General features: G+C 58.6%; 16 protein-coding genes. 4 read left to right on the forward strand and 12 right to left on the reverse strand.

The annotated features are described in order from the left end of the window. Positions 1–88: 88 nt before the first annotated feature. The 10 genes from ACSQ83_RS15565 to ACSQ83_RS15610 form a co-directional block, all read right to left on the reverse strand. Positions 89–520, reverse strand: a complete 432-nt coding sequence (locus ACSQ83_RS15565; RefSeq protein ID WP_436186544.1) for a transposase — start codon at positions 518–520, stop codon at positions 89–91. Between the two features lie 472 nt (positions 521–992). Next, positions 993–2,228, reverse strand: a complete 1,236-nt coding sequence (chrA, locus tag ACSQ83_RS15570) for a chromate efflux transporter (RefSeq protein ID WP_436228768.1) — start codon at positions 2,226–2,228, stop codon at positions 993–995. A gap of 616 nt (positions 2,229–2,844) precedes the next feature. After that, positions 2,845–3,873 (reverse strand): alcohol dehydrogenase AdhP, encoded by a 1,029-nt coding sequence (adhP, locus tag ACSQ83_RS15575; protein WP_436228769.1) that lies wholly within the window; start codon positions 3,871–3,873, stop codon positions 2,845–2,847. 150 nt (positions 3,874–4,023) lie between these two features. Then, positions 4,024–4,473 carry a universal stress protein gene (locus tag ACSQ83_RS15580; RefSeq protein WP_436228770.1) on the reverse strand — a complete coding sequence of 150 codons (450 nt, stop codon included), beginning with the start codon at positions 4,471–4,473 and terminating at the stop codon, positions 4,024–4,026. 113 nt (positions 4,474–4,586) lie between these two features. Then, positions 4,587–5,279, reverse strand: coding sequence for a CBS domain-containing protein (locus ACSQ83_RS15585; protein WP_436228771.1), 693 nt, complete (start codon positions 5,277–5,279; stop codon positions 4,587–4,589). A gap of 144 nt (positions 5,280–5,423) precedes the next feature. Next, entirely contained in the window at positions 5,424–5,528 is a 105-nt protein-coding gene (gene cydX, locus ACSQ83_RS15590; protein ID WP_436186550.1) for a cytochrome bd-I oxidase subunit CydX, read from the reverse strand. An 18-nt stretch (positions 5,529–5,546) separates the two neighbouring features. Continuing rightward, a complete protein-coding gene (gene cydB, locus ACSQ83_RS15595; RefSeq protein WP_436228853.1) occupies positions 5,547–6,647 on the reverse strand; it encodes a cytochrome d ubiquinol oxidase subunit II in 1,101 nt (366 codons plus the stop codon). Next, positions 6,647–8,296 carry a cytochrome ubiquinol oxidase subunit I gene (locus ACSQ83_RS15600; RefSeq protein ID WP_436228772.1) on the reverse strand — a complete coding sequence of 550 codons (1,650 nt, stop codon included), beginning with the start codon at positions 8,294–8,296 and terminating at the stop codon, positions 6,647–6,649. Before ACSQ83_RS15600 ends, cydB begins: the two co-directional genes overlap by 1 nt. Then, on the reverse strand, positions 8,286–8,525 hold the full coding sequence (cydP, locus tag ACSQ83_RS15605; protein WP_436228773.1) for a cytochrome oxidase putative small subunit CydP: 240 nt from the start codon (positions 8,523–8,525) through the stop codon (positions 8,286–8,288). Before cydP ends, ACSQ83_RS15600 begins: the two co-directional genes overlap by 11 nt. 115 nt (positions 8,526–8,640) lie before the next feature. Beyond that, positions 8,641–9,255 carry an OmpW/AlkL family protein gene (locus ACSQ83_RS15610; protein WP_436228774.1) on the reverse strand — a complete coding sequence of 205 codons (615 nt, stop codon included), beginning with the start codon at positions 9,253–9,255 and terminating at the stop codon, positions 8,641–8,643. A 316-nt stretch (positions 9,256–9,571) separates the two neighbouring features. On the opposite strand from ACSQ83_RS15610, the gene ACSQ83_RS15615 reads away from it, so the two are divergent. The 4 genes from ACSQ83_RS15615 (at position 9,572) to ACSQ83_RS15630 (ending at position 12,862) form a co-directional block, all read left to right on the forward strand. Next, a complete protein-coding gene (locus ACSQ83_RS15615) occupies positions 9,572–11,197 on the forward strand; it encodes an AAA family ATPase (RefSeq protein WP_436228775.1) in 1,626 nt (541 codons plus the stop codon). Positions 11,198–11,249: 52 nt separating this feature from the next. Then, positions 11,250–11,621, forward strand: coding sequence for a DUF3564 family protein (locus ACSQ83_RS15620; protein WP_436186555.1), 372 nt, complete (start codon positions 11,250–11,252; stop codon positions 11,619–11,621). Between the two features lie 28 nt (positions 11,622–11,649). Beyond that, the gene (locus tag ACSQ83_RS15625) at positions 11,650–12,099 is read left to right on the forward strand and encodes a hypothetical protein (protein WP_436186556.1); all 450 of its coding nucleotides are present in this window, start codon (positions 11,650–11,652) and stop codon (positions 12,097–12,099) included. Positions 12,100–12,481: 382 nt separating this feature from the next. Next, on the forward strand, positions 12,482–12,862 hold the full coding sequence (locus tag ACSQ83_RS15630) for a TraR/DksA family transcriptional regulator (RefSeq protein ID WP_436186557.1): 381 nt from the start codon (positions 12,482–12,484) through the stop codon (positions 12,860–12,862). Positions 12,863–13,076: 214 nt separating this feature from the next. Here the strand turns inward: ACSQ83_RS15630 and ACSQ83_RS15635 are convergent, their stop codons facing one another. Both ACSQ83_RS15635 and ACSQ83_RS15640 read right to left on the reverse strand, forming a co-directional pair. Then, entirely contained in the window at positions 13,077–14,042 is a 966-nt protein-coding gene (locus ACSQ83_RS15635) for a universal stress protein (protein ID WP_436228776.1), read from the reverse strand. A 35-nt stretch (positions 14,043–14,077) separates the two neighbouring features. Beyond that, positions 14,078–14,593, reverse strand: coding sequence for a flavodoxin family protein (locus ACSQ83_RS15640; protein WP_436228777.1), 516 nt, complete (start codon positions 14,591–14,593; stop codon positions 14,078–14,080). Between the last annotated feature and the right edge of the window lie 35 nt (positions 14,594–14,628).

Below are 14,628 nucleotides of genomic sequence, written 5' to 3' on the forward strand. Positions count from 1 at the left end.
CGTGCGAAACGCAGAGCTACTTTTGACTCAGCAATCGAGACATGCGAGTCTGGCTATGACGAAAAGAGGTCGACCCTTGAATCGCCAATCAAACTCGGAGCATCACTCGCTTTCTGTCGCCGTAGGCTTTGCTGACGAGCTTGCTAGCTCGCAGGGTCCCTGCAGATTTGTCTCCTGACAGTACCGCTCGAACCGACAAACTGTCCACAATCGCATTTGCCGCATTGGCATTGCCGCGACGTTTCAATTCGTCCACGAGCACCTGTTGAAGACTTGGCCACACTCCTTCCTCCTGCCACTCGGCCAGTCGCCGGCAGCAAACTTGGCCAGCTCCGTAGCCCAGTTTCTTAGGAAGCAGGGTCCACGAGATACCCGATCGCAGCACAAAAACAATGCCAGAAAATACTGCACGGTCCGGTGCTCGGGGACGCCCGGCGCTGCGGCGCTCGGGCAACGATCGCGTAGGAATCAATGGTTCAATAAGCGCCCAAAAGTCGTCGTCTATCAGACCGTCAAGCATAGATCCCCCGGGGAAAAATCGAGAAGCCAGTCTCTTTCTACATAGCGATTTTGATGCGCGTAACTTAACGGAACCCTCGGTTTAGCCCGCCGTCCCCAGGCAAAGCTGTCATTGGCGACGCTTTGTTCACGCACTGGATGGACCACTAGACGGGACCGAGAGAACTCGCCTGAAGCAGGGAGAAAGTACGCCGCGCGTGGCTAATGCCGCACGCAGTCTTAAGACTACGCTGCCATTCTTAGATGAGGGTTAGCTGCGGCTTTCGGTTTTCGGACAGTCATAGAACACATTCAAACTGTCACCAGCTGCGAGAACAAGTAGCTCAGCGCGATAGGACATGCCACTCGGTTCAAGCAATCAAGTATCGCTAAAAGCGCCACTGACATCGAGGCGCGGTAGAGTGCCGATTGCAGTCCACTTTCCGATTTGCGTTCTTGAGTCAGATACTCCCCGCTTCCTTGGAATCATCGACTCAGCGCCAGGTCGCCTCGGCGACGCCGGCGAGCGCACAAAGCACAACGACGGCGAGTGGTGGAATCTTCCAGCGCGTCAACAGAAAGAATCCGATGGCTGCAATGGCAAAGTCGAGCTTCGAAAGTACCGCACTTGTCCACACCGTTGAATACAGCGCGCTGGCCAGCAGGCCAACGACCGCAGCATCCACGCCCGGAAGCAGTGCAGCCATCGATGGGTGGGCGCGCAGTGTTTGCCAGTAAGGGAGCGCCGCGAACACGAGTAGCAGACCCGGGAGGAAAATACCCGCAGTTGCGAGCAACGCGCCGGTCCAGTGATTTGGCGCTTCGGCCATCATCCAGCCGAGAAATGCCGCGAACGTGAACAAGGGGCCGGGAACTGCCTGCGCGGCACCGTAGCCCGCAAGAAATTCGTTCGGAGAGATCCAGCCGGTCGCGACGGTTTGCTGTTGGAGAAGCGGCAGCACGACATGACCGCCGCCAAACACCAGGGCACCCGAGCGGTAGAAGGCTTCGAAGACCTCGACCGCATGGCCCGCGTGGAGTCCGACCAGCGCCGGAAGTCCGAGCAGCAGGACACAGAACAGAATCAGCGCGACGGCACCCACCGTGCGGGAAACGCGGATTTCGTGACGGTGCTGTGGTGTGCGACTGGGGTCTGACGATGTCGTTGTCCGGCACAACGCGAGTCCGAGCACAGCGCCAAGAGCGATTACGATGAGCTGCGCATAAACGGTCGTCAGAATGCTGAGTACCGCGATTGCCATGAGCGCGATGGCAGCACGGCGTTGGTCCGGACACAAGCGCCGTGCCATATCCCAAACTGCTTGAGCGACGACAGCGACGGCGACAAGTTTCAGCCCATGGATCAAACCACTACCGACCGGGCCGCCAAGACCAGGGGAGATCGCCGCGAAGCCGAGCAAGAGCAGCGCTGAAGGCAGCGTAAATCCGAACCAAGCGGCGAGTCCCCCGATCCACCCGGCTCGCAACAGACCAATCGAGAATCCCACTTGGCTGCTCGCCGGTCCTGGCAGAAACTGACAGAGTGCGACCAGATCGGTGAAGGTTTCGTCATCGAGCCAGCGGCGCCGCTCGACGAATTCCCGGCGGAAGTATCCCAAATGCGCTATGGGACCGCCAAAGCATGTCAATCCCAACTTGAGAAACACCGCAAGAACCTCTGACGCGGTATTCGCCCGGGTCGGGCACGATGAGGAAATACCGTTTTCCATAAACTGACAGTTTATCAGATTGAAAGATCAGCGCGTCCGCACGGTCCGGGCGGTCACTCGCTTTCGAACAACTCGCCGACAAGCTCGCGCACCTTTTGCTTCACTGCAGTCTTCTCCAGCCTGCGCTGTATCCAACGTCAGCGATCACTGACCTTCCCACGCTTGTCCGTTTGTTGATTTGAATCAACCCGTGCGTGCGCCGTTCGACACCAGATAGAACTTTCCCCACGTCGTACGAGTATCACACATGAATTTGCCCGCATTCTCGATCCGCGTCTGCTCGGTCGGCTGATGTCCGCCGATGAGGCGGCTGGGCTTTGTTAACTTGCCGAGAATAGGACGACACGACGGCCGGTATGACGAGTGGTCAGAAGGCGCTCGACGGATTTTGGGTGAGTTCGGCGAATTCACGCCAAGCGACGAACCGAGCGGCAAGGTGTGAAGTTCTTCGTTGCAGGACCGGGCGGAAGCTTTATGACCGTCAGTCTCTATGGCGCGAACGAGCCATAGATCAATACAAGATCATGGGTCCGGTGAAACAGGTGTCAACGCAACCCACGAATCAGCCTACGAATCGCAGAGGGAATTCAACACCCTCTGCATTCCATCAATCACTTCAGGATGCAAAATCCAGCACTATCCGGCCTTCGATATCACCCTCGATCATCCGCGAAAATACGTGATTGATGTTTTCCAGCTTGTCGGTTGAGACAGTGGCTTTCACCTTGCCCTCATCGGCGAAGATCAGCGACTCCTGCAAATCGAGCCGGGTTCCCACGATCGATCCGCGTACGGTGATGCCGCCCAATACCACGTCGAATATAGGCAAGGGAAAGTCGCCGGGCGGCAAGCCGTTCAGGGAGACTGTGCCACCGCGCCGCACCATGCCGAGCGCTTGCGAAAACGCCTTTGGTGAAACCGCGGTCACAAGCACCCCATGCGCCCCACCAATTTCCTTCTTGATGAAAGCGACTGGATCGGTCGTCTTCGCGTTGACCGTGACAGCAGCACCGAGACGCGTGGCAAGTTCGAGCTTCTTATCGTCGATATCGACGGCGGCCACGTTGAGACCCATGGCCTTTGCATACTGCACTGCCATATGCCCGAGGCCGCCGATGCCGGAAATGACGACCCAGTCTCCGGGTTTCGTATCCGTCATCTTCAGCCCCTTGTACACCGTCACACCGGCACACAAGATTGGTGCGATCTCGATGAACCCGACCCCCTTCGGCAAGCGACCTACGTAATTCGCGTCGGCGAGGGCGTATTCAGCGAAGCCCCCGTTCACGGAATATCCCGTGTTCTCTTGCGATTCGCAAAGCGTTTCCCATCCACCCAGACAATGCTCGCAGTGTCCGCACGCGGAGTACAACCATGGAATACCAACGCGATCGCCTTCCTTGACGTGACGCACGCCGGTCCCGACTTCAGCCACATAACCGACACCCTCATGTCCCGGAATAAAGGGAGGTTTAGGCTTGACCGGCCAGTCTCCGTGGGCGGCGTGCAGATCCGTATGGCAAACGCCGCAGGCTTCGATCTTGACAAGCACCTGCCCGGCACCTGGAGCCGGCACGGCGACTTCCTCGATCTGCAGTGGCTGGCCGAACTCACGTACTACCGCCGCTTTCATTGTCTTGCCCATCGTTCACCTCTCATCAACGCATTGTTCACGCGGTTGCGCCTCTCACGAGGCGCGCTGTGGATGTAACCGGAATTGCGCGATCGCAAGGACGCCACGCCTGTCGCGCGATGAACAGCGCCGCCAGTCAAGCAGTCTTGCTATCTGAAGACCCTACTGCCCCTCACGGACCAGCAAGACAGGACAACATGAGAACCGCAGAAAACGCTCCGCGACACTACCCGTTATCATCCGCCTCACGCCGCGCCGTCCGTGAGTGCCCATGACCACGAGATCAGCGCCATGGCGCTCTGCGCTGCGCAGCAGGCAGTCAGCGACACATTCAGATATGTTGTCGGTTTCCGCCACTTCGACGTCGCACTTGAGTCCGTGCTCCGCCATGACTGCCTGCGCGTCCGCCAGTACGCGCTCGCCGTCATGGCGCAGCGTGTCGACAATCGCGAACTGATTGGAGTTCGCCGCATACATGAGCATCGCGGACCGGTCGAGTACATAGACGGCCGTGATCTTTTCGTAGCCTGCGTTCGCCATATGAACGGCTTGAAGCAATGCGCGCCTCGAGGATTCGCTGCCGTCCACCGCGATCAGAATGTTTCGATACATAATCGCCTCCTCACCTTTGAGCGGGCGACAGGAAACGATCCGGGACCCCGGTCGCTCGCATCGAAGCGCCTGCGACCCCGTTCCGGAAGCGTTCGCCTCTTCATGACCCACGATCACATTGCGGGAATCACTACCGGAAAACCCGTGTGATCCTCGACACCTTTAACACCCGGCACGTTCTCCGCGGCGACGCACATGGCGCGCGCTTGCTCGACCGAGGTCACAACACCCCATAGATGAACCGTCCCTGCGTTCACAATGACGTTCTCGACAGGTAGCGCCCACCGGCGAGCGGCAAGTTCGCGAAGGACCGCCTCGCGAATGACCTCATCGGCCTCCGATGCTGCAGAGCTTGCTTCCTTCGGCACGCTGGCCAACGCCTTCACCAGGTTCGCCCGGCTAACGATCCCCAGAAGCTCGCCGTCAAAGAGGACCGGGACGCGCTTGATCCGATGTCGCTCCAGCAGATCGGCAATTTCCCTGACCGGCGTGGTCTCTTTCACGGAAATCACCTTGCCCGTCATGACGTCCTTTACCAACCGTGCGTTTTCCTTGATATAGGTAGCGGCAAGTTCCCGGTTGGACGAAAAGAATTCGAGCCACCATGAGCGCCGCCGGGCTTGCGTCCCGGTCTCGGCTCTATGAAGCAGGTCGCCTTCGGTAATCATGCCGAGCAACCGGCCCTCGTCATCCACCACCGGCGCGCCGCTGATGTCGTTCTCAGCGAATATTCGCGCCGCTTCTCGCACCGGTGTTTCCGGATCGACGGTAATTACCTTTCTGGTCATGACGTCAAGTGCGCGCATGTGCTTCTCCTCAATGTGATCCGCCGAATTCGCAGTAAAGGCTGACCTTTTTCTTTTGGACCCACCCACAATAGGAATGCTAGTCAACGATGAGCCGCAGGTCTTGACTCAGGTCAACCGTGCCGCCCTTGCCCTCATCGCGATTCAACGATCCGAAATAGAGTCCGAGCGCGATTCCAGCCACATGGCGTTGATAATGCCGAACGCCAGCGCGACGCCAATGCCTAATATCCACGTGAAATACCACATCGTTGTTCTCCCGGTTGCTCAATAGAGCGACGAATCGTTTTCCACCGACGCCGTCGATACCCGTCCCCTCATTACCCGATACACCCACGTCGTATAGAGCAGCACGATCGGCAAAAAGATCAAGACCGCAATGAACATGATCTGCAAGGTCAGTCTGCTCGAGGTGGCGTTCCAGACCGTGAGGCTGTCGGATGCCTGGATCGAAGATGGCATGATGAAGGGGAACATCGATGCACCCGCCGTCAGGATCACGCCGGCCACGGCCGCACCGCTGGCAATGAAGGCTTGCGCACGCAGCCCGCGAGCCGCGCATAGTGCGGACCACAGAGCGCCCACTACGCCGATCAGCGGCGCCATGACGACCCATGAACTCTTGCCGTAGTTCGAGAGCCACAGGCCATGACCTGTCGACACTGTGCCATCCGCTGACAACTGGAAGCCCGGAAGCCACAACGCCACCGCGACGCCCGCGGCACCGAACAGAGCCGCCGTCATGCATCCCGCCCAGACATTCACCCTCGCGGCGCGGGAGGAGACGTCACCCGACGCCTTCAGATGCAGGAACGCCGCACCGTGCATGACGAGCATCGCCACGCTGACGAGTCCGCATAAGAGCGCGAACGGATTGAGCAAGCCAAAGAAGGTACCCGTGTAGGTTGCTCGCAAGTCGGCGTCGAAACTGAACGGCACGCCGCGCAACAGGTTGCCGAACGCGACGCCGAACACCAGCGCCGGAACGGCACTGCCCGCGAACAATGCCCAGTCCCAGGCACGGCGCCAGCGTGCGTCGGGCAGCTTGCCCCGGTATTCGAATCCCACCGGCCGAAAGAACAGCGCGAAAAGCACCAGCAGCAGTGCCACGTAAAAGCCCGAGAATGCCGTCGCGTAGACGGTCGGCCACGCAGCGAACGTCGCGCCACCCGCTGTGATGAACCAAACCTGATTGCCTTCCCAGGTCGCGCCCACGCAATTGATGACAACCCGCCGCTCCGTGTCCGTTTTCCCCACGAAAGGAAGCAGCATGCCCGCTCCCATATCAAAGCCGTCGGTCAGCGCGAAGCCGATCAGCAACGCCCCAATCAATACCCACCAAATGACTTTCAGCACGTCGTAGTCGATCATGTCAGCCCCTTCTTTTGCAATCCAGTTTGCAAACCCTCTTCCAGCCCTTCTTCGCGCCCTTGTTCATGCGCCTTAACCTGCGGTCTGCCTGGAGTGCGGTCCGAAGGCGGGTCGATGCGCGTCGGATCGGCGGGACCGAGCCGTGCATACTTGAACATCAGGAACATCTCTATGACGAACAGCAGCGTATAGAAGAGGACAAATCCCGCCAGACTGAAGATGAGATCGCCTCGTCCCAAGGTTGAAGCCGATAAATGCGTGGGGAGGACACCTGCGATAGTCCAGGGCTGCCGTCCGCACTCGGCAACAATCCAGCCCAGTTCCGCGGCGATCCACGGCAGCGGTATCGCGATGACTGCCCAGCGCAGGAACCAGCGCCGCCGCGTGAGCAACAGTGAGCGCTTCGCGCAGAACCAGAACGCCGCAGCGAATGTTGCGAGGAACAGGACTCCCAGGCCAACCATCACGCGGAACGACCAGAACAGCGGCGCGACGCGCGGGATGGTGTCGGCGGCAGCCTGGGTAATCTGCGCGGGCGTCGCGTCGAGCACCTTCTGAGTGTAGCGCTTGAGCAGCAGTCCGTAGCCAAGATCGTCGCTGTGCGCGTCGAAGCTGGCCTTGACATCTGCCGAGGTGTCGCCTGCACGCATCTTTTGCAGCGCCCCGTACGCGAGCATGCCGCTCCTGACCTTGCCGGCGTTTTCCTCTTCGAGTTGTTTGATGCCGATTACCGGTGTATCTAGCGACCGGGTCGCGATGAGGCCGAGCATCCACGGCAGACGCAGCGCGTAATCGGTATGCTGCGTCGCCTGATTCGGCATGCCGAACACAGTAAACGACGCCGGTGCGGGCCGCGTGTCCCATTCCGCTTCGATCGCGGCAAGCTTCACTTTCTGCACCTGGCCAGTGGTGTAGCCGGACTCGTCGCCGAGTACGATCACCGACAGCGTCGAAGCCAAGCCGAATGCCGCCGCTATGGCGAACGAGCGCACAGCAAATCCGGTATGCCTGCCCTTGAGCAGGTACCACGATGAAATACCAAGAACGAACATCGCGGCGGTCACATAACCAGCCGAAACCGTATGCACGAATTTCACCTGGGCAACGGGATTAAAAAGTAGCGCCCCGAGGTCGGTGAGTTCCATCCGCATTGTTTGATAGTTGAAATGCGCGCCCGTCGGGTTATTCATCCAGCCGTTTGCGACCAGGATCCAGAGCGCTGACAGGTTCGAGCCGATTGCCACCAGCGTCGTGACGACCAAATGCTGAACTCGCGTGAGTCGACTCCAGCCGAAAAAGAACAGGCCGACGAAGGTGGATTCAAGGAAGAATGCCATCAGCCCTTCAATCGCGAGCGGCACCCCGAAGACATCGCCGACGTAGTGAGAATAGTAGGCCCAGTTGGTGCCGAACTGAAATTCCAGAGTGATGCCGGTCGTCACGCCCATCGCAAAGTTAATGCCGAAGAGCTTGCCCCAGAAGCGGGTCATGTCCTTGTAGATGGGCTTGCCTGTCATGACATAGACCGATTCCATGATGACCAGCAACCACGACAGGCCGAGCGTCAGGGGTACAAAGAGAAAGTGATAGAGCGCAGTGACACCGAATTGCAAACGCGACAAGTCGACAACGGAACTATCGATCACGGCGAACCTCCGAAAGCGGTGTAGGAACACCCAGGACGGCTTGCGCGACTACGGCATCATCCGGGTGAACTCGACGATCGTTGCCGTTATCAAAAAACGCGTAGTAAAGCAAACCGAGTAGAACAAATTTCAAGGCCAGCGCGATGCCGATATCGCGCATGAACGGGGTGCACGCGAAGCGCCCGGGTTTGGGCACGGCGCGTAGCGCTGAACGGCGGTAGCGGGTCATCAGCTTTCCTCTGGAGAATTTTTCGTGTCTCTACGCATAACTCTAAATACGCTCGCCTTCATCCAGTTGATCTGCATCAACACTTCGCGCGTATAAGCTAGCGTGAATACCCCCGCTAGAAACGCATGCCTACACCAACGCCGACCACCAACGGGTCGATCTTGAGTGAGCCGAGCGAAGCGCCGTCTGCCGACGCGCTTGTGCGCATCCAGATCTTCTTGACGTCGAAGTTGACGAACAGATTGCGGGCAACCTGCACGTCAATACCCGCTTGCAGAGCCGGCCCAAAGCTTGAGTTCTTGATCGAGACCGGTGTGTCGCCTGCGTGAAGTCCGTTGTTGTAAAACAGCGTGTAGTTCACGCCAGCACCCACATAGGGACGAATCTTTCCAGCCGAGTTGAAGTAGTACTGAAGCAATAAGGTCGGCGGAAGGACGTTCACGCCACCCAACGCGCCAATGTTCGACGTCACCTCATGACGCGACGTGGCAAGAATCAGCTCAATACCGATGCTTTGGCGCACCATGTACACGAAATCGAGCTCGGGAACGATCGCATTCTTGACACCCGTACCGAGGGTAGAGAGCGTGCCCCCCGACGAGACATCTGGCTCGATGCTGATTGCTCTTACGCGCGCGAGAATGTCGCCTTGATCGGCTTGGGCCGGTAGACCAACCGCCGACAAAGTCGCGCTCAACAGCGCCGCTGCAATAACTAGCTGCTTGTTCACGGATTACCCCTTTTTATTTTTTACCGGCCGCGAATGCGAGTGCCGTGTCGATATTCTCCGAACGTAGGGGCCCTTCTTTGTTGATTTGGATCACGGAATTCGCAGGGCGCTCCGTTGCGTACGTCGAGATATCCCGTTCATCAAAGATATTCGTGGCATGCCTCCGGCCTTTGATCTGGGTCAAGCTGGCTTGCGTTGGAAACGCGCGAAATAGTGTTATCACGAGGTATGAAAAGCCGCGTGGAAATCTTTCAGGGCGAACACCATGACAGCACACACCTCCAGACGCGAAAGGAAAGCTACGCAAGAATGGCGGATGATCGACGCGGCACTGCGCCGCTCTTGTACGTATCGACATCCTGCCGGACGCATCCGCAGAATCGAAACGCATATATCCGTGGTCTATCTGGCTGGGCGGCATGCCTACAAGATCAACAAACCGGTAGCGCTCGGTTTTGCCGATTTCACACGACTGACAACGAGGCAGCATTGTTGCGAAGAAGAGGTGCGACTGAATCAGCGCCTCGCCAAGCGTCTATATAAAGGCGTGATACCACTTACGCGAGTGGGGCGTACCGCGAGGCTTCGAGGAGATCGGCGCGTGATCGGCTATGCGGTGCGCATGAGGCGTTTCGAGGACGACTGTCTGTTCTCCGATCTTGTGAGCACGAATCGACTAGGCAAGGACGCAATCGAACGCGCCGCGGAGCGTGTCGCCGCCTTTCATCAGTCTATTCCGGCGCTTGCGCCCCGACGAGAATACGGCTCGGCGCCTCTGTTTCAATCACAATTGAGCGCTGCTCTCGATGGACTCCACGGTGCTGGTGTGGAGGTTCCACCGGCCGTACGTTCGTGGTGTAAGTCAGAGCTTGCACGACTCGCCGATGACATCGAAGAACGCCGGAGGCAGGGCTTCGTTCGCGAATGCCACGGCGACCTGCACCTCGACAACCTTGTTCAATCAGGCCGCGATGTGCTCGTCTTCGATTGCATCGCATTTAGCGAATCGCTGCGCTGGATCGACGTGATGAACGATGTCGCGTTCCTCGTCATGGATTTGCAGGCGCACGGGCGGCCCGATCTCGCGGCCCGATTCCTGAATCGATGGCTATTTTTGACGGGCGACTTCTCAGGGCTGCGCGTCCTGCGGCTTTACGTCGTGTATCGCGCACTGGTGAGAACATTGGTCGAGACCCTGAAGGCGCGCGGCAACAACTCGGCGCAGCGTGCCCGTCGCTACCTCGACTGTGCGATCGAGGCGATCCAGCCCCGGCATCCGTTACTTTTGCTGTGTCACGGCTTTTCAGGCTCGGGCAAGTCAGTGGCAAGTGCCGAACTGGCACCGCTCATCGGTGCCGTGCGCATTTCGAGCGATACCGAGCGCAAACGCGACCGTCCGTTCGGTCCTGCCGGGGGCAAAGCCTTGCCACGTACCGCGTATACGCACACCGCAATCGATGCTCACTACACCAGGCTCCGCGCTCTGGCCTGCAAACTGATCGAGAGTGGCTACAGTGTCATCGTTGATGCAAGCTTCCTCAAACACCACCATAGGCAACGTTTTTTTGAGCTTGCCCACGCCTTGTCAGTCCCTGTGCAGATCCTCGACTTTCACGCGTCCACCACCAGTTTGTTCCGTCGTATCAGGGAACGAAAAGTGGACGCGCAAAGACTGACCGATGCCGACGAGCAAGTCTTAGTGAAGCAACTGGCGAATGAAGATCCGCTGCGACCGGAAGAATGCGCGCAAACGCTGTTTTTCGACACAGATGTGCCACAGGTCAGGTTTGGCGAGCGCGCATATTGGAAGTCCCTACTTTCGTTTCCAAGCTCACCCGTGACGCTGCAAGCCGTTCATCCCGTTGATCGAACTGCAAGCGCGCACGTGAGGTCACACGCAACCTTGGCTTGCATGAGTCAGGCAAGTGCGGCAAATGCCTAGACTTTGAATTGAACCATGAGTGCTGAGCCGCATTGACGATACGGAGTTCATCATGCGCATTACCGTCCATCTCGACACGTTCGACCGCGTTTGCCCGTGCGGATATGCCATCCTTGAAATCAACAAGCAGTCCCGCCGCTGGACGTGCGAAAACCAACTCGGCTTGACGCTGCCGAAGGAAGGCACATTGGTCGCCACATCAACAGGCACTCTTCTTTGCGGGCAGGCGAACCAGGCACGCGTATGCCTACTTGAAGGTCTCGACATATTTGCCGATACCGGACCGTTCGAGGGTGAAACGGGGCTCGCCATGTGGTACGGAAATCAGGGTATCCAGCCTGCTGCAGGCCACTGGCACGTCGAGCTCGCACAAGATTGTGATGAACGGTGGTTTAGCTTTTCTTCCCCAAGCGAGTCGGAATAGAGTCGGATTAACCGACGCAGAGTTCATCATGTCCTTAAAAGTCGACCTCATTGGTGCGCGCGACACGTACCGCCTGTGTTTCGTGCGTGCGCCATGGGCGTTCCTAACCCGCCTGACGCTCGACCAACAGTGGGGGGAGAACTGGCAGCACTCGCCGTATCAGCAGTTTGCGGGTATACCTAGCCATCACTTGCCTGACCAACTGCTAACTGTCGCGTTCGACGGGCCACTATACACACCCGATACCGGCTACGACGGCGGCTCGCACAGCGTACTTGAGATCAACGCGGGCATCGTGCCATGGCTGAGAGCTGAAAGCTACGCCGGCGGGCCACCCCTGCATATCATGGCGGGCGCAACGCTTGAGTCGTTCGTGACGTCCGTCGAACTTGCCGGCGGTCAGGTATATGTTCCGCTTGGCTGGGGCATCCAGCCCGGCATTTCGTCCTTGCCTGCGCAAGTCCAGGTTCAAGCCTGAACTCGTGCTCGATACTCACCCATAGATCACTTCAGCTATCACCGAAAACACTTCCCGAGTCCAGAGTCCGAATGCCAACCCCGTCGACCACGTTCCTCGATTTGAAGCCAAGTTGTGTGCCGATAGGCCCAGTCATCGCGTTGTACCGGACGTCGAGCGCGCCGAAGTTGCGCGATACGCCACGCTGACGTTCGTCTGCAAATTGTGGCGCAGCGCTGGTCGATACGAGTCAAGCGAGCGGCATTCGACGGTCGGTGCGCGACCACCAAACTCGTTGATGTAGATCAGGGCTCGAATAACGCCGTCGTTCGATCATTGGTACATGTTCGTTGCGGGGCCGCCTAATCGACGCCGCCTGAAACGCTAACCCCAGGAGCCTTTGATGCACACACTCGCGACTTCGCAGATTGACCTTCTGAAACAAAAGCTCGAATCGCAGCAAGTGGAACTTAAGGCAGCGCTAGTTCGCGAAGCGACTCATGGCAGCCAGATCGAAGATCTCGACTCGATCGATCGCGCCCATGCTGTAACTGCACCAATTGTCGAAACCGAGTTTGCGGTGGCGAGCCATCTCGCCCAGCAACTCCAACAAGTCGAGCGCGCGCTTGGCCGTTTGCGAACCGCAAACTACGGTGTTTGCGTCGACTGCATCGGTGCAATTGGTTTTGCTCGTCTGATCGGGTGTCCCAGCGCGGAGCGCTGCGAGCGTTGCCAGGAAGTCTACGAATATACGCACGGAATGCACATACGCCAGCCCATGTAAGCAACGCCTGCGCCGAATCGCGGGTTTCTGGTTGCAGCAACCGTTCTTCACCGCCGTGAACAATCGCTTACCGCAATCCATGCCGTCCGACGGCACGGTTCACGCTTTCTTCAAGTGACGCACGGCATGACCAATCGCCCGCAGGTGATTGAGCGTCAGCACACGGGCGCTTTATCCGCACACGTGTGAAGCGCACGCAAGACCCCGTACCCCTTTACGAGACGTCCTTCTCTCGGACCAATAGTAGTGGCGTCCGTGCAATTCCCGCGACCCTGTTCGCGACACTGCCGAGCAAGCAACGCACAAGACCCCGCCGACCGTGTGTTCCCATCACCAGAAGGTCGGCATGCCAGGTCTGCGCTTCGCGCTCGATCGCGTGGGCGACGTCGTCGTTGGCTTGATCGGTGTTGACTAGCGCCGTTTCAAGATGAGCGCCACCTGCTTCTGGTAGTGTTTCGAGGAACTGGCTCGCTTGCGCGAGTGAGGCGTTACCCTCTTCCACCAACCCGTCTTCCAGCACGGTGAGCGGAACGAAATCGGTCAAGCGCACCGCGCGATCGACGACATAGATCGCGCGTAGTTCTGTTCCCGCGCGGGCAAGCCTCGCGCCGATCCGCAGTGCTTCCTGCGAAGCCGAACTGCCGTCAACTGCGAACAGAATTCTCTGCGGTCTGCCACGCCACTCAACGTCACCGTGCTCGGGCACGACAAGGATGGCGCACGCCGCAAATTTCATGAGCGGTTCAGACACAGCGCCCTCAACCCAATGAAGCAGCCCTTGATGCTGGCGCGACCCCATTACCAGCAGGTCCGCCTGCCAGTCTTGCGCGGCCTTTGCCAGCGCATGCACGACCTCGCCACCATTAGTTATCAGGTCGATGATCTGAACCTCAACCTTGGCGCCGCTCGACGCGAACAGTTCCTGCGCCGTAGCGCACGCGTTCTCAACATCTTGCAGCAACAGTGCGCGCGCTGCGCTCAAATGGAATGCCGCCAGCGGTCCCCGCGGAATCACTGCACGTGCGTTTTCCACCACGCCGACAATTCGAACGTGTGTCTCCTTATTTGCAAGATGAGGAACAAAGGCGGCGGCGCGAGCAGATGCGGCTGTCGGATCGACGCATAGCAGTATCCGCTTGAAGCCCGTGCGAACATCCGTGTTCGTTGCTTGAAGTTCCATGATCGACACTCGCCCCGTCATTGTTCAGATTGTGGTCAGCATTCCCATTCCAACGCGTCGACATGTGCGAGCTTACGCTCCAGGCGTGCGGCGAAAATTTCAAGCAGGCGCACTTGCGCGCCGTCACGAACATCGCGTGCATCTATCTGACAGCGCGCGAGGGCTGATCTTCCGCTGATATCGGCCAACTGCCCGAGCGCCTGCTCGGCTCCGCTGCCGCCGAACGTGCAAAGAAACGCGACCTTGGGCAAGCGTGCCCGATAGGCTGTGAGCCATGTACGCATGGGCGTCGCCACGCGATGTGCCCAAACCGGAGTAGCAATCACAACGAGTTCGTAGGAAGACGGATCGTGTTTAGCAGCGTTAATCCTGGCGGGACGCTCCCTCAACACGTCGATAATCGATCGGACGAACCCCAGCGGGCCCGATCGGTCGCTGCGCTCCACGATATCTTCGAGATCCGCGCCAAGTCGGTTAGCAAGCGCTTTCGCGGCGTGAGCGGTCACGCCTGAACGCGAGTAGTAGACGACAAGAACCCTTGCTTTGGACATCGTGATTCTCCGAAGAGAGACATTCCAGCGTGCGA

This window comes from Caballeronia sp. LjRoot29 (assembly GCF_964252755.1).
Lineage (GTDB): Bacteria > Pseudomonadota > Gammaproteobacteria > Burkholderiales > Burkholderiaceae > Caballeronia.

Coding starts and splice junctions, on each gene's coding strand:
- ACSQ83_RS15565 (WP_436186544.1), bottom strand. CDS start 520: ATGCTTGACGGTCTGATAGACGACGACTTTTGGGCGCTTATTGAACCA.
- chrA (WP_436228768.1), bottom strand. CDS start 2,228: ATGGAAAACGGTATTTCCTCATCGTGCCCGACCCGGGCGAATACCGCG.
- adhP (WP_436228769.1), bottom strand. CDS start 3,873: ATGGGCAAGACAATGAAAGCGGCGGTAGTACGTGAGTTCGGCCAGCCA.
- ACSQ83_RS15580 (WP_436228770.1), bottom strand. CDS start 4,473: ATGTATCGAAACATTCTGATCGCGGTGGACGGCAGCGAATCCTCGAGG.
- ACSQ83_RS15585 (WP_436228771.1), bottom strand. CDS start 5,279: ATGCGCGCACTTGACGTCATGACCAGAAAGGTAATTACCGTCGATCCG.
- cydX (WP_436186550.1), bottom strand. CDS start 5,528: ATGTGGTATTTCACGTGGATATTAGGCATTGGCGTCGCGCTGGCGTTC.
- cydP (WP_436228773.1), bottom strand. CDS start 8,525: ATGACCCGCTACCGCCGTTCAGCGCTACGCGCCGTGCCCAAACCCGGG.
- ACSQ83_RS15615 (WP_436228775.1), top strand. CDS start 9,572: ATGATCGACGCGGCACTGCGCCGCTCTTGTACGTATCGACATCCTGCC.
- ACSQ83_RS15620 (WP_436186555.1), top strand. CDS start 11,250: ATGCGCATTACCGTCCATCTCGACACGTTCGACCGCGTTTGCCCGTGC.
- ACSQ83_RS15625 (WP_436186556.1), top strand. CDS start 11,650: ATGTCCTTAAAAGTCGACCTCATTGGTGCGCGCGACACGTACCGCCTG.
- ACSQ83_RS15630 (WP_436186557.1), top strand. CDS start 12,482: ATGCACACACTCGCGACTTCGCAGATTGACCTTCTGAAACAAAAGCTC.
- ACSQ83_RS15635 (WP_436228776.1), bottom strand. CDS start 14,042: ATGGAACTTCAAGCAACGAACACGGATGTTCGCACGGGCTTCAAGCGG.
- ACSQ83_RS15640 (WP_436228777.1), bottom strand. CDS start 14,593: ATGTCCAAAGCAAGGGTTCTTGTCGTCTACTACTCGCGTTCAGGCGTG.